This window comes from Salinimonas lutimaris (assembly GCF_005222225.1).
Lineage (GTDB): Bacteria > Pseudomonadota > Gammaproteobacteria > Enterobacterales > Alteromonadaceae > Alteromonas > Alteromonas lutimaris.
Genome location: NZ_CP036536.1, coordinates 2,523,081 through 2,543,461, shown reverse-complemented (window position 1 = coordinate 2,543,461; position 20,381 = coordinate 2,523,081). Strand labels below are relative to the sequence as shown.

The window sequence follows — 20,381 nt, the reverse complement described above, 5'->3', positions numbered from 1 at the left end:
CAGGGCAGAACCAATATGAAATTCAGTGAAAATTGGCTAAGAGAATGGGTCAACCCGGCACTTGATTCACATGCACTTTCTGAACAGCTGAGCATGGCTGGTCTGGAAGTTGACGACGTGGCTGCAGTGGCCGGAAACTTTTCCGGTGTAGTTGTGGGTGAAGTGGTTGAATGTGGTCAGCATCCTAATGCCGATAAGCTACGGGTAACAAAAATCAATGTGGGCGGCGACGAGCTGCTGGACATTGTTTGCGGTGCGCCGAACTGTCGTCAGGGAATCAAAGTGGCGGTTGCAGTTGTTGGCGCGGTATTACCGGGTGACTTCAAAATTAAAAAAGCAAAACTGCGTGGCGAGCCGTCTTTTGGCATGCTGTGTAGTTTTTCTGAACTGGGTATCAGTGATGACCACGATGGTATTATTGAATTACCGGCGGATGCACCGGTAGGTCAGGACATCCGTGAGTATCTGGGTTTGAATGATACCAGCATGGATGTGGATTTAACGCCAAACCGGGCTGATTGTCTGGGGATTCGTGGTATTGCCCGTGAAGTTGGCGTGCTGAACAATCTTGATGTGTGTGTACCGGCAATTGAACCGGTGGCCGCCACTATCGACGACAAGCTGACCATTACTTTACAGGCTCCAGAAGCCTGCCCGCGCTATCTTGGGCGGGTACTGTGTAATGTGGATGTAAAAGCGGCCACGCCGCTGTGGATGAAAGAAAAGCTGCGCCGTAGTGGCATTCGCAGTATTGACCCGATTGTTGATGTCACCAACTATGTGTTGCTTGAACTGGGCCAGCCTATGCATGCATTTAACTTAGATAGCATCGAAGGCAACATCACTGTGCGTCTGGCCGGCGATAAAGAACCGCTGACCCTGCTGGATGAAAGCAATGTTGAGTTAAACGCGGATACGTTGGTTATCGCCGATGATAAAAAATCTCTGGCAATGGCCGGTGTGTTCGGTGGTCTGCATTCAGGTGTAAACGAAAATACCTCGCACATTCTGCTTGAAAGTGCCTTTTTTGCCCGTGATGCCATCATGGGACGTGCGCGCCAGTATGGCCTGCATACAGATGCTTCGCATCGTTATGAGCGCGGTGTGGATCCACAACTGCAAAAAGATGCCATGGAGCGGGCCACCGCGTTGATTCTGGACATTTGTGGTGGTGAACCGGGTCCTGTGGTAGAAGCTGTATCAGATAGTCATCTGCCTGCACAATCCACGGTGGTTTTGCGTAAATCACGCCTGGATCGCGTACTGGGTATTAGTATTGTAGCGGACAAAGTGACTGAAATGCTTACCCGTTTAGGTATGCAGGTGACGCAAACTGACGACGGCTGGCAGGCTCAGGTCCCAAGTTATCGCTTTGATATCGCAATCGAAGAAGACCTGATCGAAGAAGTTGCCCGGGTTTATGGTTACAACAATATTCCCAATGTTGCGCCTACCGCCAGCCTGAATATGTTGCCGACGCAGGAAGCCACGATTGATACAAATGTATTTAAAGGGCTGTTGACTGCCCGTGGTTATTCAGAAGCGATTACTTATTCGTTTGTAGATCCTAAAGTGCAAAATGCACTGTTTCCAGATGAAAAAGGACTGGTATTACCCCATCCGATTTCCTCTGATATGAGTGTGATGCGGGTGAGCCTGTGGCCGGGCCTGTTACAGGCAGCGGCGTATAACCAGAAGCGTCAGCAAACGCGGGTCAGATTATTTGAAACTGGCTTACGCTTCTTACCTCGTGAAGATGCGCCTAACGGCGTAGCCCAGGAACCGGTTATTGGCGGTTTGCTGGTCGGCCGTCGTGAGGTGGAAAGCTGGCACGGGGAAGATGCCCAGGTTGATTTTTTTGATGCCAAGGGTGACGTGGAAGCCCTGTTAGCACTGACGGCCGGACACGGTGTTGTATCGTTCCAGGCGGCTGAACATAGCGCATTACATCCTGGCATGTCGGCAGAGATATTGCTTGATGGAAAATCAATAGGTTATCTTGGTGCATTACATCCACAGTTTACTAAACTGTTAGGGGTAAATGGCCGACCATTTATTTTTGAACTTGATCTTAAGGCATTGTCTACACGGCAATTACCGGCGGCAAAAGCGATCTCAAAGTACCCTGCGAACCGTAGAGATATAGCGATTACCGTAAAAGACGTAGTTCCAGTAGGTGCCATTCTTTCGTATGTAGAAAATATTGGCGTAAATCAACTAGTTGGCCTAAACTTGTTCGACGTATATAAAGGAAAAGGCATAGAGCCCGGATTTAAGAGCCTGGCCCTATCCCTGATTTTACAGAACGCGGATAAAACACTCGAAGAAGCTGAGATCCAGGAAGCAGTGGACACCGTGGTGAAAGGGTTAGAATCCGAGTTCGGGGCAGCGTTAAGAGAGTAGACTATGGCATTGACCAAAGCCGAAATGGCTGAACACTTATTCGAAAAACTGGGTATGAACAAAAAAGACGCTAAAGATTTAGTGGAAGGCTTCTTTGAGGAGATCAAAGAGGCACTTGAATCTGGTGAACAAGTGAAACTGTCAGGTTTTGGGAATTTTGACCTGAGGGACAAAAACGAACGTCCGGGCCGAAACCCGAAAACGGGTGAGGATATCCCGATAAAGGCGCGTCGTGTGGTTACATTCCGTCCTGGACAGAAGTTGAAAAGCCGTGTGGAAAACTCAAAACCGCCGGTAGAATAACCGGCGACTCTATCTTTTTATGGTGAGGCAAGGTTGCTTCGCCATATCTGTTTTGCCTTATGATTTATTCAGACGGTACAATACGTCGTGAATGAAGTATAAGGTCCTTCCTGATGTCTTCATTTACACTTACTGGAACTTATCAACCGGGGTTGAAATGAAGAAGTTGTTGATCGCGCTTGGCGCCATTATTGTTGTTACCGCGGGTTATCTGGCATGGTTATCCCATGACTCAGCGTCAGATACATCGCAGGCACCTGCGCCAGTTATTACTACAGATGATATTTTAAATGCATCAGATTTGGCTGATGGGGTTAAACAGGCTGTAGCAAATGGCAATGAAAATGCCATCGATGAATGGCTAGCAAAAGGCCAGGATGTGGCAGAGCAGGCAGGCTTATCTGAGCGTGACATACAATATCTGACATCTGATAAAGCCCGCGATTATGTGACGTTTAATGCAAAACGCGCTTTATTCAACGAGGCGTTTGAACAGCGTTTTGTGGCACTACAACCCATCGACGATTTAAAAACACAATATCCTGAGGCAAAAAGCTTCTTCAGCCATGCTGATAAGCTGATTAAAAAGCGTGATCAGATTATCCGTCAGATTGCACAGACCCTGGCTCAGGGCAATGACGTATCGGCCGAGGATAAACAAGCGGCCCGTCAACTGTGGCAACAACGCTACCAGAAAAAACAAGCTGACCATGCCGGGCATACCGAGTAGGGGTAGTCTGTTTTTGACTGAATAACGTACAACTTTCATTGGTGCTGGCTTACCGGAAGAACAAGCGCAGCAAAATAAGACGCTTATCAGCGCACACAGATTGTGCGTTGATATCTGTTGGGGAAATTTCATCAAGTTATCTGAACATTTTGACAGTGCAGCTATAAACCGGCCGCTGTTTTCTATTACTGCTGGCTTTATCGCCGCATTCTGTTTGTTTGCATTGGTCGATATCAGTGCTCTGGCATCCACCGTGGATGCGCTATTTGCCTGGTCAGCTCAGTACTTTGGGTTGTACTGGCAGGTCCTGTTACTGGCAACCTTCCTGATTGGTATTGGCATTGCTTTTATGCCAGGCGCCAAAAAACCTATCGGTAACAAGTCTACGCCAGAGTTTTCACTGTTTCAGTGGGGCTCGATGATCATGTGTACCTTACTTGCCGGTGGCGGAGTATTTTGGGCAGCTGGCGAGCCGATGGCACACTTCGTGTCAACACCGCCGGTTTTCTCAGGTGTGGAAAGCGGTAGCGCTGAGGCTGTGTCTTATGCACTGGCGCAGTCTTATCTACACTGGGGATTTCTGGCATGGGCTATCCTGGGCAGCCTGACTACAGTGATGTTAATGCATTATCACTATGATAAGGGTCTGCCACTGGCGCCCCGTACGCTGCTATACCCGGTATTCAAGGAAAGGGCAATTCACGGCCCGATTGGGCTGTTTACTGATGCGGCCTGTATCATTGCAGTTGTTGCCGGCACTGTAGGGCCTATTGGTTTCCTGGGATTGCAGGTTAGTTACGGTCTTAACGATCTGTTTGGTATCAGTGATGATGCCACCACGCAGGTCATGGTGATAGTAGTGCTTACCCTGATTTATGTATTGTCCGCGGTAAGCGGGGTGACCAAAGGAATTCAGTTACTGAGTCGTCTGAATATGCTGCTGGCGCTGGGGCTACTCGCCTTTATTATCATTGCTGGTACCACCGGATTTATTTTTTCCAGTTTTGCTGATGCACTGGTGACTCACGTTACTCACTTTTTCGACATGGCGCTGTATCGTGGCGAAGCTGGTGTGTTTGGTGAAGCTGGCTGGCTGGGATGGTGGACAGTCTTTTTCTGGGGCTGGTTTCTTGGTTATGGGCCTATGATGGCCATTTTCATCGCCAGAATCAGTCGCGGCAGGTCAGTGCGGGCAATCATTACCATGCTGTCTGTCATAGCGCCGCTGATTACTATGTTCTGGTTTACCATCGTGGGTGGTACGGGTTTAGGGTTGGAGCTCGCCAATCCAGGCACCGTCTCTGCTGCATTTGAAGGCTTTAATTTACCAGCAGCACTGATTGAAATCACTCAGGCTTTGCCACTTGGTACGATGGTAACCTGCCTGTTCTTAATATTGACTATGACCTTCGTGGCAACCACCGGCGACTCGATGACCTATGTACTGTCGGCGTCTATGTCTAAAACCGAAGAGCCGGCGGTATCCGTACGGGTTTTCTGGGGATTGGCGATGGGACTGATGGCAGTAATACTGATTGCTATCGGATCCGGCGGAATCGATAAGCTACAAGCCTTTATTGTGGTCAGTGCGGTACCTGTCTCGCTGATATTGTTACCTTCCTTATGGGACGCACCACGCATCGTGCTTCAGCGCGGGCGCGATCAGTAACAATGGCTGAGCAATAAAGATAACCATGTAATGCGCCGGATAGCTCAACTGGCGCGTTAGGCTGCTGCCTGATACCCGCTTTGCGGGCTTTGGTATTTGATCTTATCTGCCTGTTGAAAAGAACACATTGTATTATTTACAACAGGAGACAGATGTATGAGTGTCACATTAACAGGTAAAACAGCGCTGGTCACCGGCGCCAACAGAGGCATTGGCAAAGCGATTGTCGAGGCACTGTTTGAGCGAGGCGTGAGCAAAGTTTATCTGGCAGTACGTGATGCCGAATCAACTACCGAACTGCACAGCACATATGCGGACAAAGTTGAAACCCTTACCGTTGATGTCACCGATGCATCTTCTGTTCAGGCGCTGGCCAAGCAGGCGACCGATACTGACATTGTGGTCAATAACGCAGGTATCATGAAATTGCAGTCACCACTGAGCGGCGAGGCTGAAGCGGCGCTGCGTAGCGAATTCGAAGTGAATGTGTTTGGCTTATTGCATGTCGCTCAGGCATTTGAACCTGTCTTAGTAAAAAATAAAGGTGCGTTGGTACAGTTAAATTCTGTGGCTTCAATGAAAACATTTGGTGATATGACGACCTATTGCGCGTCGAAAGCTGCAGCTTATTCTATCACCCAGGGATTGAGAGAAAAACTGAGCGAGCAGGGTGTGGCGGTTGTTAGTATACATCCTGGCCCTATTGCTACCGATATGGGTAAAGGTGCTGGCTTTGACGACGCTCCTGGTCCGGATGTCGTGGCTAAAGGGGTGGTTGATGCGCTGGAAGCTGGCGACTTCCACAACTTTCCGGATGATATGGCCAAACAGTTGGGGGATGAGTATAACAGCTACGCCAACAACGTTATTCTTGGCGATTTTTCGGTGTAAAAGCACAATCAGTCGCTGTGCTGTTTATCTCTGTAGTCCTATCTTATATTTAAACCACCTGCTGCGGCAGGTGGTTTTTTGTAAGCGTTATTCGGGGCGTATGCCCTGCTCATCAAGCATCATTTCACCGTCTTCCTTAAAATACGGGCCTGTGGGCCACTGGGCCAGCAGATCCAAAACCTGTTCGCTCGGGCGACATAACTTCACTCCTTTGGAAGAACAGACGATAGGGCGGTTAACCAACACCGGATGTTCGAGCATCGCGTCCAGTAAGGCTTCATCTGAGACTGATTCATCCAGCAGACCCAACTCCTGAGCCGGCGATTTTGTTGTACGCAGTGCCTGACGGGGAGTGAGACCAGCTGCTGCAAACAAGGCCAGCAACTGTGGCCGGGTCCAGCCTTCGTTAAGGTAGTCAATGACCTGCGGCTCATAGCCCGCATCACGGATAACCTGTAATACATTGCGTGAGGTACCACACGCCGGATTATGGTGTATAACAATCATAATTGCCTCTCACATACGATTTATCACATATATGAATTTTCGTATTTGTTGGTATATATGTCAATAGCACTGTTGACATATGTTTTTTCGTATGTGAAAGTTTATATATGAAATAACAAATATGATGAAGTGTCAGGAGTCCATCATGAGTGAATACGATACATCTATGCCAAATATCGACAACGCCCTGTTTACGCTGCCCGCGGCACAAGATTTTGTACCGGCGGATGACAGTCGCAAGCCAAAGATCCTGCTGTTATATGGGTCGTTGCGTAAACGGTCGTTCAGCCGCTTACTGGTGGAAGAAGCGGCCCGAATGCTTGAAGCGATGGGCGCAGAAACCCGCATCTTCAATCCAGAAGGATTACCGCAGACAGACACCGCTGATGAAACGCACCCAAAGGTAAAAGAGTTGCGCGATGCTATGATGTGGTCTGAGGGACAAGTGTGGTGCTCTCCGGAACGTCATGGCTCAATGAGCAGTATTTTTAAAAGCCAGCTGGACTGGGTTCCGCTAAATCTGGGCGGGGTACGTCCGACCCAGGGCAAAACACTGGCGGTGATGCAGGTGTGTGGCGGGTCACAATCGTTCAATACGGTTAATCAGCTGCGTGTACTGGGTCGCTGGATGCGTATGTTTACCATTCCCAATCAGTCGTCAGTGCCTAAAGCGTTTATGGAGTTTGATGACAATGATCGAATGAAGCCATCGCCATTTTATAACCGTGTGGTCGATGTGATGGAAGAGCTGATGCGATTTACCCTGATGCTGCGCGATAACAAAGACTATCTGGTAGACCGTTATTCTGAGCGTGTTGAGTCTGCCGAGCAGGTCAGTGAACGGGTCAATCAGCGGGCGATTTAACCGGCGGCGACTGCCCGGCAGGCGGTGTTATATCGCTTGCCGGCTGTGATGAATTTGTATCTGCTTTTACTCGCAATACAGGGAATACAGGGTGGCAATGATGGCTTTGACCTGGGCACTGGCCAGAACATAATAAATGGTCTGGGCATCGCGACGGGTGGACACCAGCCCGGCGTCCCGTAATTTGGCCAGATGCTGTGACAAACTGGACTGCGGCAGCGCCAGCGTCTTGTTGAGCTGCCCGACCGAAAGTTCGCCCTGATTAAGCAAACATAGCAGCATTAACCGGTGGGGGTTTGCCATTGCTTTTAACAGCTGTGCTGCCACCGTCGCGTTTTCGGCCATCTGCGCCGGTGTCATCGTGCCAGATGATGCAGTGCCTGTCATAACCATTTGTCACAGAGTTTAAGTCCGGCCAGCATAGGCAGGACAAAATACAGGATTGCCAGGGTATCACCAGTGAGGTTGGTCAGCGCCGGGCCCGGACAGATACCGGCCAGTCCCCAGCCAATACCAAACAGTACCGCACCGGCCACCAGACGAGCATCTACCTGGCTTTTTTGCGGTATATAAAAGGCGCTATTGAGTAGCGTCTGATGGCGGGGCTTAATGATAAACTGGTAAACCGGCAGATATACACACAGCGCACCGCCCATGACAAATGCCAGGGTAGGATCCCACTGTCCGAAAATATCTAAAAAGGCCAGCACGCGCAGTGGATCTGTCATGGTGGACACGGTGAGCCCGGCACCAAATAATAACCCTGCAAGCAAAGCGGATAAGAATGTTTTCATGCTGACTCCGGTTAGCTAAAAAGACGTAATACCAGTACGGTGAGAATGGCGGTGACCATAAACGTGATGGTGGCTACCAGCGAGCGCAACGATAACCTCCCCAGACCACAAATGCCATGGCCACTGGTGCAGCCGGTGCCAAGCCGTGTGCCGATACCCACCAGTAAACCGGCTACGGCCAGCAAAATAGCATCTCCGGGCAATGGCACTGGCAAGGCATATCCCAACGGGGCTGTGATAAACGGCGCCAGTACCAGGCCGGCTAAAAAGGCATAACGCCAGAGATGCTGACCGGCTGGTTTGCTCAGTGCGCTGGCGGTAATACCGGAAATACCGGCAACCCGGCCGTTAAATAGCATCAGCACAACAGCCCCGGTGCCAATTAACAGGCCACCAATAAATGCCTGTGCAAATAAAGCAGTATTCATTATGTTACTTCATATTTTTATTTCGTATATTAGTAATATACGAAATAAAGAGTAAATACAAGTATCATGTATATATTATGGCGCATCATCGATAAGAACTGCCTGTCTGGCCCGGGTCAGCGAGATAAGAACCTGTGGGCTCAGGCCAATATCCAGACCCCGCTTACCGCCACTGACATAAATGTGAGCAAAGCGGGTTATCGAGGTATCTACATAGGTTGAAAGAGATTTTTTCTGCGCCAGCGGGCTGACACCGCCGGGCAGATAGCCTGTAATCCCGGGAATCTGTGACAGATGTGCCATAGCCGCTTTTTTGGCACCGGCTGACTGAGCCAGTTTTTTCAGGCTCAGCTGATAACTCACCGGCAGTACGGCGACAACGTGCTGCCCGGTGCTAAGCGTACATATCAGGGTTTTAAATACACACGCCGGATCGACTCCGAGTTTTTCAGCCGCTTCCAGACCGTAGGAAGTCGCATTTGGGTCGTGACCAAATTCAATTACTTCATGGCTTATTTTATGCCGGGTCAGCAGGGTGATAGCCGGTGTCATCGGGCCGGCTCCAGCGTGAGGGTGTGTTCAATATTACCCGGCAGCAGCGGGGTCTGACGGTTATCAGAGTAATCATTAAAACCAGCCCGGTAGTATTGTGATAACGGATGACCGGACTGGCCACCTGGTAAGGTCAAAATGGCTTTATTCAGCTGTCCGGGACGAACAAAAAGGCGTTGTGATGCACCAAATTCACTTTGCTGAACTGCGGGCACAAAGCTGTCACCAAATCCGGAAATTTTTCGCATGTTCAGCAGACCGCCTATAAAAGGGATATTCGCGGCAAACGGATGCTTTATTTCAAGTGCATTTATCTTACCCCAGGCTAACGCGCCGAGCGACGAGGCGTTGTGATCAGACATTAGCTCCTGCCGGGCCTGCTGGTATGCGGACACTAAAAATGCTTCCCAGTTTTCGTACTGCTCCGGCAGCCAGCTATATGGTTGCTGCTGGAGGATAGCCCAGACCGCACCTTCGGTCTGACGTAGCAGGCCGGCCGGGGAGACACCCTGCTTACTGACGGTGCTGGTAATCGGGTCCAGCAGGCGGTTGGTGACTTCACGTCGAAATGCCCTGACCAGCGTATAGCCAACAGAGTCAGCACAGGCGCAGGCTTGCCAGTTTTTCAGATAGTTAAGATCATCTCCGTACTGAGCAGTTTGCTGAGCCAGAGTCTGGCTCAGCAGATTATGCCAGGGCATAAGAAAGCGAGCTTCGTTATCCAGCTGGATAGCATAAAACCGCGCTTCGTCGAATTGCTCATAGTCAAACAGACGGTCACGGATCTGCTGTCCGCGCGCACCCACTGCATAACCGCCGTCGCCAAAGCGGCTGAGCTGTTCGGTGGAAATAACCCTGGCGTTGGCTGTCCACAGGCGCTGGGATGACGGGTTCATAACAACCGGCAAGGAGAATTCATTGTATTGCCACAATGTGGATACCTCCGTTTCGCTGATGGCAGTGGTGGATGGCGATGGCCGGGCAGTGACCGCGCCGCCGGGAGTCCAGGCCAGTTGACCGTGACTGTCCACAATGACCATATTCTGAACGGGAATGCGTATTTGATGGGCCAGTTCAACAGCGTCTGCTGTACGCTGAGCCAGGTCCAGATCAGTGATGGTCAGGTTAACCGCATAAGGCTGGTGCGCCACCCAGCGCAGGGCATACTTGTGACCATTCATCGTGCGCACCGGGCCGTAGTCACTCATTGTGATACTGAAATCATGCTGGCCATCGCGACTTTGAATCGGGTCGCTAAGTTGCCAGGTAGTGGCATCAGCGCCAAGTTTTATCCAGTCAACATTGTCCAGATTTGCATTGGTAAATCCCCAGGCAATCGCACCATTGGTGCCAACAACGATACCAGGCAGACCTGGCAGGCTGACGCCGGTCATCTGTACAGGTTTGCCCTGGCGGGTATAGTTAAGCTGCGTACGGTACCAGATAGCCGGTACCCGCAAGCCCAGATGCATATCGTTGGCCAGCATCGCATCGCGGGTATCGGTTAACGCGCCGCTGACCGCCCAGTTATTGCTACCCAGATCCGGTGCCGGTTCACCATTCCAATGCGCGGTAGTCGATTCACTTAATACCGGAATTTCATCAATCCGATAAGGCAGGGTACTGCCATCCAGCGCCGCCTGATATTGCGTTGCAGACTGAATAAAGTCGAGCATCTGGGGGCCGAAGTGCTCAGCAACTGCGGTACGTGCCAGATCCAGCTCAACCTGGCCGGCCTGTAAATCCATGTACATGCTAAACACCACCAGAATACTGTCTTCAGGTGTCCAGGGCTGCATATCAAATCCGGTCAGCCAGTATTCAAAGGGTTTGGTGCCAAGCGTACGGATAGCCTGATTGACCCCGCTGGCATAGCGATTAAGCAGTTTTTTCTGGGAATCAGAAAGCTGATTTAAAATGGTTTTCGCGCGTTGTCTGAACTGATGAAAGCGGGCTTTTTTATCTGCTCTCAGGGCCTTGTCTCCCAGCCAGACGCTTAATTCACCGGCGGCGACGCGGCGCTGCAAATCCATCTGGAAAAACCGATCCTGACCATGTGCCACACCCAGTGCAAAAGCAGCATCAGGCAGGTTTTCAGCTTTGATAATTGCCTGACCAAGTGTATCACGTTGTAACCTGACCAGCTTTGTCGGTGAATCGCTCTGTACAGTGCCGTCAAGCTGTGGCAGGCTCTTGTTAAGCATAAAGAACGCCCCGCCTGCTGTCAGCAGAGCCAAAATCAATACGCTGAAAAACAACCACTTAAACTGACGTAGCATGTGAGTCTCTCCCTGTTTTTTGTCTATCCTAACGGTTCGGATGCGTGAAATGAAGAATAATAAACCGGAGTTTTTATGGGCCCGTTAATGTTAGATTGCGCTGGTACTACGTTGCCGGCAGAAGAGCGCGAACGCCTGGCGCACCCGCTGGTGGGGGGCGTAATTTTATTTTCCCGTAATTACGAATGCCGGGATCAGCTAATTGAACTGATAGCCCAGATTCGCCGGGCTGCTGGTCGGCCAATCCTGATTGCCGTTGATCATGAAGGCGGACGAGTGCAACGCTTCCGGGAGGACTTTACCGCTATTCCGGCGATGGGCAAAATCCGGCAATTAGCTGGTAGCCTGGAGGAGCAATGCGTGCTGGCGCGGGCTTGTGGCACCATTTTGGCCTATGAGCTAAAAGCCGTGAACATTGATTTGAGTTTCGGTCCGGTGCTGGATATTGACGGTGCTTCGAAGGTGATTGGTGATCGGGGATTTTCTGATCGAATCAGCGAAGTGATCACCCTGGCCGGTGCAGTCATTGACGGCATGCAGGAGCAGGGGATTCCGGTTACCGGAAAACACTTTCCAGGCCACGGCAGCGTAGAACCCGATTCGCATGTGGCATTGCCGGTGGATGAGCGTAGCGAACAACAAATCAGCGAATTTGATATGTCAGTGTTTAAAGCACTGTCACCCAGGCTCGATGCGGTCATGCCGGCGCATGTGATTTATGCACAGGTTGATGCGCAGCCTGCAGGTTTTTCACCTTACTGGTTGCAGGAAGTGTTACGCAAAAGACTGGGATTCGGTGGCGTGATTTTTTCTGATGACTTATCGATGCATGGTGCCAGCGTGGTCGGTGGCTATCCTGAACGGGCTAAAGCAGCACTGTCGGCAGGCTGTGATATGGTTCTGGCCTGTAATAATCCGACAGGGGCGGCGGCCATACTGGACAATCTGGATGTGGCGCAGTCAAACCCGCGGTTAAGTCGCTTTAATCAGCGTCAGGCGTCAGACGATGCTGCGCAGCGCTATCAACAGGCAAAGGATGTACTAAAGCAATATGAAAATCAGCTATAAATGGATTTTAATCAGTGTGCTGGCAAGTCTGGCAGGCTGGCAACTGCTGTCAATAAATGGTCTGGAATATAAACAGGCAGTCACCGGCGGTCTGACTATTCTCATTGCAATGTTGTGGGTGAGCGAGGCGCTGCCCATTGCCCTGACCGCACTTATCCCGTTTGTCGCTTTTCCGATGGCCGGCGTGATGAGTTATCAAACGGCCTCTGGCGCTCTGGGTAGCCATGTCATCATGCTGTTGATGGGCGCATTTATGCTGTCTAAATCACTGGAAAAGTCCGGTGTGCACAAGCGTCTGGCTGTTTACATGCTTAATCTGACCGGTGCCAAAAGTGGCCGCAGTCTGGTGATGGGATTTATGCTGACTTCTGCCATCCTGAGTATGTGGATCTCCAATACCGCCACAGCACTGATGCTGTTACCAATTGCGATGGCCATCATAAACTCTATGGATGCGCCCAGGTTATCTACCGCGCTGCTGCTGGGGATTGCCTATGCAGCAAGTTTGGGAGGGGTAGGGACGCCGATTGGCACGCCACCGAATATTATTTTTATGAATGTTTATACGCAGGTTAGTGGCAACGAAATCAGTTTTTTAAACTGGATGAGTACTGGTATTCCCATTGTCCTGCTCGGTATACCGGTGATGGCGCTGTGGCTGACTCGTTCTGCCGGTACTCTACCTGCTATCACACTGCCAGAGTCGGGTGAATGGCAACCGGCTGAAAAGCGGGTGCTGATGGCATTTGGTGTGGTAGCGCTGGCGTGGATTTTTCGTCCCTACTGGACTGCGTTCTTAAATATGCCCAATGTCAGTGACTCTACCATTGCTGTTGCCGGGGTTATTATGATGTGTCTGATTCCTGACGGTAACAAAGAAAAGCCCGGCCAGATTCTGGACTGGGATACTGCGACTCAGATTCCGTGGGGGCTGCTACTGGTTTATGCGGGCGGGATTTGTCTGGCCAGTGCATTTGTTGAGTCGGGCTTAAGCCAGCGGATGGGGGATGCGATGAGCGGGTTGTCAGTATTTCCGGTACTGGGCATTATTCTGGTGCTGTGTATTGCGGTTAGTTTTGTGACCGAGGTGACCTCCAATACCGCCACTGCCACCTTGCTGATGCCGATTTTGGCCAGTGCGGCGATGGCGCTGGATATTGATCCTATTGTCCTGATGATGCCAGCAGCAATCAGTGCCAGCTGCGCATTTATGATGCCGGTAGCTACGCCGACCAATACTATTGTGTACAGTAGTGGCAAGTTATCAATACCGGTGATGGCACGTGAAGGCGCGATTTTAAATATCATTCTGGCTTTGATTGTCACCGCCGTGGTGGCTATTACACGCTTGTGAGTGCAACGGTAAAGCCGGCAGTGACGGCGGCTTTACCTGATTCTTATCATGTTTAATTCTCGCGAGAAGCTTAGCGCTGCCAGAATAAGAGATTAATACATGGACAGTCACATAAAACATCGTATAGACAGTCACATAAAACATCGTATGGACAAACATCGTATGGACAGTCACATTAGGTTAATCATATTCGGCAAGGTACCAAGGTGAGCACAGTACTCGTTAAAAGGTCCACACAAGGAAATGTTTTGGACAGCCAGAAGCCGTATTAAGCACGCTTAGTCGGCGAAAAAGCCTGACAACAGATTGTGGCGGGAAGCCAGCATTTTACTTAATAAAGCATTGTGGCAAGACTGATTAGAAGAAGCTATAAATGACTCAGCCGTTTCAGGCCGAGTTGAAGGTTGTGTCGTCGAAGTGCTTAGATAAGTGCTGCTCAAGGCTCACTCTGGTTTTAAACGACGTCTCGATTCCGGATACCATGCGATACCAGTGCGTGTGTTCTATTCCTGCACGTTCCAGAATTGGCGAAGCTGTGCAGTCTATTTGACCCGGCTTTTCAGGGTGAAAGTGTCGACCGGTTAATTCAACAAGAGCAAAATAATCCTCAGCTCTGAAGGGCAAGCCATCTTGCATCACGCTCTTCGGTTCACCGGTGAAGGGAAGTAGCTGGCGAGGCTGATACTCAGTACCGGCAGCCAGAAGGCGCTTTCTGATGCTGGTGTGAGGTGATGTTTTCGGTGTTTTAGCCTGACAGGCGCGAACGGGGTTTAAATCCACATAGGCCATGCAGGCAGCCAGCGCAGCTTCATCTAATAATGCCTGAGACTTGAACCGTCCCTCCCAGAAATGACCGGTGCAGTCGTCTTCTTTGTTAGCCTGCCGGGCAATGTATTCATTAAGTAGCCGCATAAACCAACTGATATCACTTAGTCTTTTTCGATAGACGTCAGCAAGCGCATTAACAGTGTCTAATTCAGCAGCAGATAATAAGTCGCGAAGGGTGGGGTCAGTATAACGCCTGGCCAGCAACATCCCTTTATAAAGTTTATGCCAGCGATGAATAATCTCATCAACAGACAGGGCGTCTGCCTTTTGCTTATTGATGCGCAAAACCAAATGCGTGTGATTACTCATAACCGCATAGGCGCAGACATCCACACAGAAAACCTCAGCTAGATACAGTATTCTGTCTTCTACCCACTGCCGGCGATGTTCGTAGCTTCGGCCAGTCTGCGTATCCTTGCCACACAAAAAAGCCCTGCGAACGCAGCGAGACACACAATGATAGTATGGCGTATCAGACAAGTTGATAAGGCTTTTACGTGGTCTTGGCATCATATTCAGTGGTTGAAGGCAGAAATTTCATTATGCAGGTATGAGCAAATAAACCAACTGTACTCAGGCAGAGGTAGTGACTGTCCAGTGGAAATAAGTGACTGTCCATTAGCTAGTTCAGAGGAAGTGACTGTCCAGTGGGAATAAGTAGTCCAGTGGGGATAAGTAACTGTTCAAGGGTAATCAGATAGGGCTGAGAATAGTGACTGTCCATGCGAAGAAAGCGTTGTTGGGAGCACGGTACATATCCTGCTGACAGTGGCCAGCAGGATATGTGAGGTCTGAACTGTGGTTATATTTCGTGGCGGCGAATTTTTACCACCATCCCAAATAGCGGATGATCGAAATAATGCAGCTGTTTACTGATGACACGGCGCATCTGATGGAATGGGACGGATACAAGCTGGTATTCAGGCTGAGCACCAGCGGCGATATCCGCGATATTCATAGGAATGGGCTGTCGGTAATGCAACTTTGATTCAATATGCAAATATGGCACACGATTGATGTACTTCAGGTACACCTTCATGTATCCGTCTAATTGCCAGATGGGTGCATTGGCATCCGCAGACGATGCAGCAACCTGCTTTTGCAGATCCTGACTATCATCGGTGGCGGCGGCCATCATCGTGGCAAACGGAACCGGTTGCGGATCAGCCAATCGTTGATTCAATTCAGTAAAAAAGTCCTGCGATGCCTGTGTATCTGCAGGTGACTGTCTTATTGCTGATGCCTGCGTATCCGCAGGTGACTGTCCTATTGCTGAAGGTGACTGTCCAGAAGAGAATGTGCGGCGATCTGAAAAATCGATACTGACAAACTCATTTTTCTTAGGCTGACCTGAGGTATCAAACTGGCTGGCATAATTTTGACCTGCAAACAGGTGTACGCTGGCGGCTTTGTTTTTACCAAAAGCAACCGGTTGTCGCCAGGTTGTGTGTAATAATCTGGTCAGCTCACGGGCAGAGCGCACCTGGGCAGATAGCTTGGTCAGCTCTCTGGCTGATGAAGGTAGAAGCTGAGGCGCACCGGTAAACTGACTATCGCCGTCAGGCACAATCGGCACTTCATCCGGATACGGCAAGCTGTTATCCGGATTATTTACCTTCCATTGGTGATCAGTATAGGTTATCCAGGCAGTGTCTGTCTCACAAAAGCGCATGCGCGGAACATCCAGCTTAAGCTGTACTGTTTGCGGACCATGAAAGGCCAGCCATTCACCGGCGATCTGAGCTGGGCTGGGACCATTTGATGTCGGGTTAAATGCCGAATCTGCAGTCTGGGCATCGCGGTTAGTGCGCTCATAGCCTGGTTCACTGCCTGGCAAAGCCGGTGGTGTATATGGTTCTTCAGTAAAACCAGGCTGGGCCCGCTGCCACCGCTCAAAGTCACGGATGATCTGTTCTACAGAAGGAGCCGGTACATACAGCGGTGAGGACGGCCGATCGCACGCGGGCAGGTTTTGCCGGAGCATACTGATATCCGGGCGCAGGTAGTCACCCAGCATATCCCAGTCAGCACTGACTGGCGCCAGGTTTTCATCATAATTAAAGGTTTCTTTTTGCTCGGTTATCGCCTGACCCCGGTCAAAAATCAGAACTTCTACGTCAAACCACCAGTTCTGCTGAGCCACAGTACTGGTTGAAATAAGCGGCAGCATGGTTGCCAGCAAGGCGGTTGGCGCAAACCTCATTTAGCGCATCTCCCTGGAAAAATCATTGAGGATGGTGTCCATCAGTTTTATTCGCGCTTCGGCGGAATCGGTCTTTTTCACCACTTTCAGCTTCTGGCTGCCTTCAAATTTGAAGGTGTCAGGCTGGGTCTGTACCAGTTGAATAATGTAGCCGGGATCCACCGGTGTGTCTTCACGAAACTCCAGTGAGCCTCCCGCAGCCGATAAGTCAACTTTTGTAATACCCAGTGCTTTGGCCCGCACTTTGAGTTGCGCCACTTTAACCAGATTTTTTGCCGAGTCGGGCAACAGGCCGAAACGGTCGATACACTCAACCTGAAACTCATCAATGTCAGCGGCGGTTTTACAACTGGCCAGTTGTTTATATAAAGATAAACGGGTGTTTACGTCGGCAATATAATCATCGGGTAACAAGGCGGGGATCCGTAATTCAACTTCTGTCTGGCCTGACAGTGTATCATCGAGTGATGGTTCACGACCTTCTTTTAACGCAGTGACTGCCTGATCGAGCATGTCCATGTAAAGGGTAAAACCGACGGTGGCAATCTGGCCGGATTGTTCATCACCCAGTAGTTCACCGGCACCCCGAATTTCCAGATCGTGTGTTGCCAGAGCAAAACCGGCTCCCAGATCTTCCAGATTGGCAATGGCTTCAAGCCGCTTGGCGGCATCTTTAGTCATTCGCTTAGGGTGTGGTGTGAGCAAGTATGCATAAGCCTGATGGTGTGAGCGTCCGACCCGGCCGCGCAACTGGTGAAGCTGTGCCAATCCCAGATTATCAGCCCGGTTCATGATGATGGTATTGGCCGACGGAACATCGATACCGGTTTCGATAATGGTAGTACACACCAGCACATTATAACGCTGGTGGTAAAAGTCACTCATGACTGATTCGAGCTCCCGCTCGCGCATCTGGCCATGCCCAATAGCAATTCTGGCTTCGGGCACCACCTCGGCAATTTCCTGCGAAACCCGTTCAATGGTTTCTACTTCATTGTGCAGGAAATACACCTGACCACCCCGCAGAATTTCCCGCATAATGGCTTCGCGAATAATCGAGTCATTGCGCTGCTGCACAAAGGTTTTAATCGACAAACGCTTGGCCGGTGGGGTAGCGATAATTGACAGATCACGCATACCTGACAAAGACATATTCAGGGTACGGGGAATGGGCGTAGCGGTCAGGGTCAGAATATCCACATCGGCGCGCAGCGCTTTGAATTTTTCTTTCTGGCGCACCCCGAAACGGTGTTCCTCATCAATGATAACCAGGCCCAGATCGCTGAACTTAATATCCTTACTCAGCAACTTGTGGGTCCCGACCACTATGTCTACCTTGCCTTCGGTTATGTTACCGATAATCTCTTTTTGAGCTTTGCCACTGACAAACCGGCTCATCACCTGAATGTTAAATGGCCACTGGGCAAACCGGTCAACAAAGTTTTCATAGTGCTGCTGAGCGAGCAGGGTGGTGGGGACCAAAATGGCCACCTGCTTACCCTGACTGGCAGCCAGAAAGGCTGCCCGCATCGCCACCTCGGTTTTGCCAAAGCCCACATCACCACATACCAGCCGGTCCATTGCCTGCGGGCTGCCCATATCCTGAATAACGGCATTAATGGCCTGCATCTGGTCGGGAGTTTCCTCAAACGGGAAACTATCGGCAAAACTCTGATACTCTTCCCAGTTTATCGGGTAGGCAAAGCCCGGGTTGGCTGCCCGTTTGGCATACACATCCAACAGTTCGGCGGCCACATCGCGAACCCGCTCAGCCGCTTTTTGTTTGGCTCTGGTCCAGGCATCTGAGCCCAGTGCATGCAACGGCGCAGACTCTACCTCACCACCGGTATAGCGGGAAATAAGATGCAGTGAAGACACCGGCACATAAAGCTTGGATTTTTTGGCATATTCAATACACAGGTATTCGGTGGTGACACCGCCGGCGTCCAGCGTCTGTAATCCCAGATACCGGCCCACACCGTGTTCAAGGTGAACCACCGGCTGGCCGGTCGACAATTCGGCCAGGTTCCGGATGATGGCACTTTCATCGCTGGTGGCCTGCTGTTTACGTAGTCGCCGCTGACTGATTTTGTAACCCAGTAACTCGGTTTCGGTAATAATCAGTAATGGTTGTTTACCCGCCGACCAGCTAAAGCTGTTTTCAACCAGGCCTACAGTGATGCCCATGGCATCGTCAGCATCGCAAAACTCAGCATAACTGGCAAAAACAGCCGGCCTGATGCCGGATTTTTTAAGAATCTCGAGCAGGTTTTCACGTCGGCCCTGCGATTCAGCAATAAACAGTGCACGGCCATTTTGTTTCCAGGCATTTTCCAGCGTATTCAGCAGGCTCTCTGCCTGTTGTTTTTTCTGTGGGTTTAAGCCGATGTCAGCCAGTTTAATGCTGGCGGCATTGGTCTGGCCTTGTTTTTCTTCCAGCGGGGTATCCAGCAGGCTAACCCGTGGCCACTGTTTAATTCGCTCAAACAGCTGATTCACCGGCACAAACAGTTCATCCGGGGTCAGCAGCGGACGGGTCAGGTTATAGCGATGCTGCTCGTAGCGCTCATTCACATCCTGCCAGAAAAATTCACTGGCCTTATACAGATCACCATGTAAAAACAGGCGGGACTGGGGATGCAGATAATCAAACAGGGTCGCGGTTTGCTCAAAAAACAATGGCAGATAATATTCTACCCCGCTGGGCATAGTGCCTTTGCTAACCTGTGAGAACACCGACTCCTGTGCCTGGCTGGCGTCAAACCGGTCCAGAAACTGCTGGCGAAATAAGGAGATGGCATCTTTGTCAGTAGGAAACTCCCGTGCGGGTAACAACCGGATCTGACTGACCTTGTCATCTGAGCGCTGAGTCTCCGGATCAAAATAGCGGATTGTTTCGATTTCATCGTCAAACAAATCCAGCCGGAAAGGTCTGTCGCTGCCCATCGGGAACAAATCTATGATAGAGCCGCGTACCGAAAATTCGCTGTGACTCATGACCTGACTAACATGCAGATACCCGGCCTGCTCCAGGTTACGACGAAACTGTTCCCGGTCAATGGTCTGGCCTTCGTTCAGCATCAGCAGGTATTTATTCAGATAATCGACCGGTGCCAGCCGCTGCATCAGGGTGTTGACCGGAACGATAAACAGGCCCTGCTTCTGACTGGAAAAATGATACAGGGTTTCCAGACGCTGCGAGATAATATCCTGATGGGGCGAAAACATATCGTAGGGCAGGGTTTCCCAGTCAGGGAATAAAGGCACCTGGTCGGCCGGAATATTTAAAAAGAAGGCGACTTCCCGCTGCAGCTTCATGGCAGACGGGGTATCGGCGGTCAGTAACACAACCGGGCCGTTGGCCTGTTGATAAGCACTGGCGATGGCCAGCGCGTCACTGCTACCCTGAAGATGCCCCCATTGCTGGTGGTCCTGCGTGCGTCCTTCCGGATTCAGTTTAGGTAAAGGCAAGGCTAATTTTGTGGCTGTCATGTCACCTGATTTATC

The 20,381-nt window shown here is 50.6% G+C and carries 17 protein-coding genes; 8 read left to right on the top strand and 9 right to left on the bottom strand.

The window, feature by feature from the left end; genetic code table 11:
• The first annotated feature begins 15 nt into the window (after positions 1 to 15).
• The 5 genes from pheT to EZV72_RS11055 all read left to right on the top strand — a co-directional run bounded on the left by pheT (position 16) and on the right by EZV72_RS11055 (position 5,996).
• Complete coding sequence (pheT, locus tag EZV72_RS11075; protein ID WP_137167309.1) at positions 16 to 2,403, top strand: phenylalanine--tRNA ligase subunit beta; 2,388 nt, start codon at positions 16 to 18, stop codon at positions 2,401 to 2,403.
• A 3-nt stretch (positions 2,404 to 2,406) separates the two neighbouring features.
• The gene (gene ihfA, locus EZV72_RS11070) at positions 2,407 to 2,706 is read left to right on the top strand and encodes an integration host factor subunit alpha (protein ID WP_137167308.1); all 300 of its coding nucleotides are present in this window, start codon (positions 2,407 to 2,409) and stop codon (positions 2,704 to 2,706) included.
• A 157-nt stretch (positions 2,707 to 2,863) separates the two neighbouring features.
• On the top strand, positions 2,864 to 3,436 hold the full coding sequence (locus EZV72_RS11065) for a hypothetical protein (RefSeq protein WP_137167307.1): 573 nt from the start codon (positions 2,864 to 2,866) through the stop codon (positions 3,434 to 3,436).
• Between the two features lie 100 nt (positions 3,437 to 3,536).
• A complete protein-coding gene (locus tag EZV72_RS11060) occupies positions 3,537 to 5,105 on the top strand; it encodes a BCCT family transporter (protein WP_217495163.1) in 1,569 nt (522 codons plus the stop codon).
• Positions 5,106 to 5,261: 156 nt separating this feature from the next.
• On the top strand, positions 5,262 to 5,996 hold the full coding sequence (locus EZV72_RS11055; RefSeq protein WP_137167306.1) for an SDR family oxidoreductase: 735 nt from the start codon (positions 5,262 to 5,264) through the stop codon (positions 5,994 to 5,996).
• Positions 5,997 to 6,083: 87 nt separating this feature from the next.
• On the opposite strand, the gene arsC is transcribed toward EZV72_RS11055, so the two are convergent.
• Positions 6,084 to 6,503 carry an arsenate reductase (glutaredoxin) gene (gene arsC / locus EZV72_RS11050; RefSeq protein WP_137167305.1) on the bottom strand — a complete coding sequence of 140 codons (420 nt, stop codon included), beginning with the start codon at positions 6,501 to 6,503 and terminating at the stop codon, positions 6,084 to 6,086.
• A 145-nt stretch (positions 6,504 to 6,648) separates the two neighbouring features.
• Here arsC and arsH point away from each other — a divergent pair, with 145 nt between their 5' ends.
• The gene (arsH, locus tag EZV72_RS11045) at positions 6,649 to 7,368 is read left to right on the top strand and encodes an arsenical resistance protein ArsH (protein WP_137167304.1); all 720 of its coding nucleotides are present in this window, start codon (positions 6,649 to 6,651) and stop codon (positions 7,366 to 7,368) included.
• A 66-nt stretch (positions 7,369 to 7,434) separates the two neighbouring features.
• On the opposite strand, the gene EZV72_RS11040 is transcribed toward arsH, so the two are convergent.
• From EZV72_RS11040 to EZV72_RS11020, 5 genes are all read right to left on the bottom strand, one after another.
• Complete coding sequence (locus tag EZV72_RS11040) at positions 7,435 to 7,728, bottom strand: ArsR/SmtB family transcription factor (RefSeq protein WP_137168728.1); 294 nt, start codon at positions 7,726 to 7,728, stop codon at positions 7,435 to 7,437.
• Positions 7,729 to 7,751: 23 nt separating this feature from the next.
• Positions 7,752 to 8,162, bottom strand: coding sequence for a DUF6691 family protein (locus tag EZV72_RS11035; RefSeq protein ID WP_137167303.1), 411 nt, complete (start codon positions 8,160 to 8,162; stop codon positions 7,752 to 7,754).
• Positions 8,163 to 8,173: 11 nt separating this feature from the next.
• Positions 8,174 to 8,590 (bottom strand): YeeE/YedE family protein, encoded by a 417-nt coding sequence (locus EZV72_RS11030; protein WP_137167302.1) that lies wholly within the window; start codon positions 8,588 to 8,590, stop codon positions 8,174 to 8,176.
• A 75-nt stretch (positions 8,591 to 8,665) separates the two neighbouring features.
• A complete protein-coding gene (gene ybaK / locus EZV72_RS11025) occupies positions 8,666 to 9,142 on the bottom strand; it encodes a Cys-tRNA(Pro) deacylase (RefSeq protein WP_137167301.1) in 477 nt (158 codons plus the stop codon).
• A complete protein-coding gene (locus tag EZV72_RS11020; RefSeq protein ID WP_137167300.1) occupies positions 9,139 to 11,421 on the bottom strand; it encodes a penicillin acylase family protein in 2,283 nt (760 codons plus the stop codon). The genes ybaK and EZV72_RS11020 overlap by 4 nt, the downstream gene beginning before the upstream one ends.
• Before the next feature lie 75 nt (positions 11,422 to 11,496).
• Between EZV72_RS11020 and nagZ the strand changes: the two genes are divergently transcribed.
• A complete protein-coding gene (gene nagZ, locus EZV72_RS11015; protein WP_137167299.1) occupies positions 11,497 to 12,489 on the top strand; it encodes a beta-N-acetylhexosaminidase in 993 nt (330 codons plus the stop codon).
• A complete protein-coding gene (locus EZV72_RS11010; protein WP_137167298.1) occupies positions 12,473 to 13,843 on the top strand; it encodes an SLC13 family permease in 1,371 nt (456 codons plus the stop codon). The genes nagZ and EZV72_RS11010 overlap by 17 nt, the downstream gene beginning before the upstream one ends.
• A 387-nt stretch (positions 13,844 to 14,230) precedes the next feature.
• On the opposite strand, the gene EZV72_RS11005 is transcribed toward EZV72_RS11010, so the two are convergent.
• The 3 genes from EZV72_RS11005 to mfd form a co-directional block, all read right to left on the bottom strand.
• On the bottom strand, positions 14,231 to 14,980 hold the full coding sequence (locus EZV72_RS11005; RefSeq protein ID WP_232364408.1) for a transposase: 750 nt from the start codon (positions 14,978 to 14,980) through the stop codon (positions 14,231 to 14,233).
• Between the two features lie 493 nt (positions 14,981 to 15,473).
• Positions 15,474 to 16,874, bottom strand: coding sequence for a CsiV family protein (locus EZV72_RS11000; RefSeq protein WP_137167297.1), 1,401 nt, complete (start codon positions 16,872 to 16,874; stop codon positions 15,474 to 15,476).
• The gene (gene mfd / locus EZV72_RS10995) at positions 16,875 to 20,366 is read right to left on the bottom strand and encodes a transcription-repair coupling factor (protein WP_137167296.1); all 3,492 of its coding nucleotides are present in this window, start codon (positions 20,364 to 20,366) and stop codon (positions 16,875 to 16,877) included.
• Between the last annotated feature and the right edge of the window lie 15 nt (positions 20,367 to 20,381).

Excerpts from the sequence above, each read along its gene's own strand:
- EZV72_RS11035 (WP_137167303.1), bottom strand. The coding sequence starts at position 8,162 with ATGAAAACATTCTTATCCGCTTTGCTTGCAGGGTTATTATTTGGTGCC.
- EZV72_RS11030 (WP_137167302.1), bottom strand. The coding sequence starts at position 8,590 with ATGAATACTGCTTTATTTGCACAGGCATTTATTGGTGGCCTGTTAATT.
- EZV72_RS11065 (WP_137167307.1), top strand. The coding sequence starts at position 2,864 with ATGAAGAAGTTGTTGATCGCGCTTGGCGCCATTATTGTTGTTACCGCG.
- EZV72_RS11020 (WP_137167300.1), bottom strand. The coding sequence starts at position 11,421 with ATGCTACGTCAGTTTAAGTGGTTGTTTTTCAGCGTATTGATTTTGGCT.
- mfd (WP_137167296.1), bottom strand. The coding sequence starts at position 20,366 with ATGACAGCCACAAAATTAGCCTTGCCTTTACCTAAACTGAATCCGGAA.
- EZV72_RS11055 (WP_137167306.1), top strand. The coding sequence starts at position 5,262 with ATGAGTGTCACATTAACAGGTAAAACAGCGCTGGTCACCGGCGCCAAC.
- EZV72_RS11040 (WP_137168728.1), bottom strand. The coding sequence starts at position 7,728 with ATGACACCGGCGCAGATGGCCGAAAACGCGACGGTGGCAGCACAGCTG.
- pheT (WP_137167309.1), top strand. The coding sequence starts at position 16 with ATGAAATTCAGTGAAAATTGGCTAAGAGAATGGGTCAACCCGGCACTT.
- arsC (WP_137167305.1), bottom strand. The coding sequence starts at position 6,503 with ATGATTGTTATACACCATAATCCGGCGTGTGGTACCTCACGCAATGTA.
- EZV72_RS11000 (WP_137167297.1), bottom strand. The coding sequence starts at position 16,874 with ATGAGGTTTGCGCCAACCGCCTTGCTGGCAACCATGCTGCCGCTTATT.
- ybaK (WP_137167301.1), bottom strand. The coding sequence starts at position 9,142 with ATGACACCGGCTATCACCCTGCTGACCCGGCATAAAATAAGCCATGAA.
- nagZ (WP_137167299.1), top strand. The coding sequence starts at position 11,497 with ATGGGCCCGTTAATGTTAGATTGCGCTGGTACTACGTTGCCGGCAGAA.
- EZV72_RS11005 (WP_232364408.1), bottom strand. The coding sequence starts at position 14,980 with ATGAGTAATCACACGCATTTGGTTTTGCGCATCAATAAGCAAAAGGCA.
- ihfA (WP_137167308.1), top strand. The coding sequence starts at position 2,407 with ATGGCATTGACCAAAGCCGAAATGGCTGAACACTTATTCGAAAAACTG.
- EZV72_RS11010 (WP_137167298.1), top strand. The coding sequence starts at position 12,473 with ATGAAAATCAGCTATAAATGGATTTTAATCAGTGTGCTGGCAAGTCTG.
- arsH (WP_137167304.1), top strand. The coding sequence starts at position 6,649 with ATGAGTGAATACGATACATCTATGCCAAATATCGACAACGCCCTGTTT.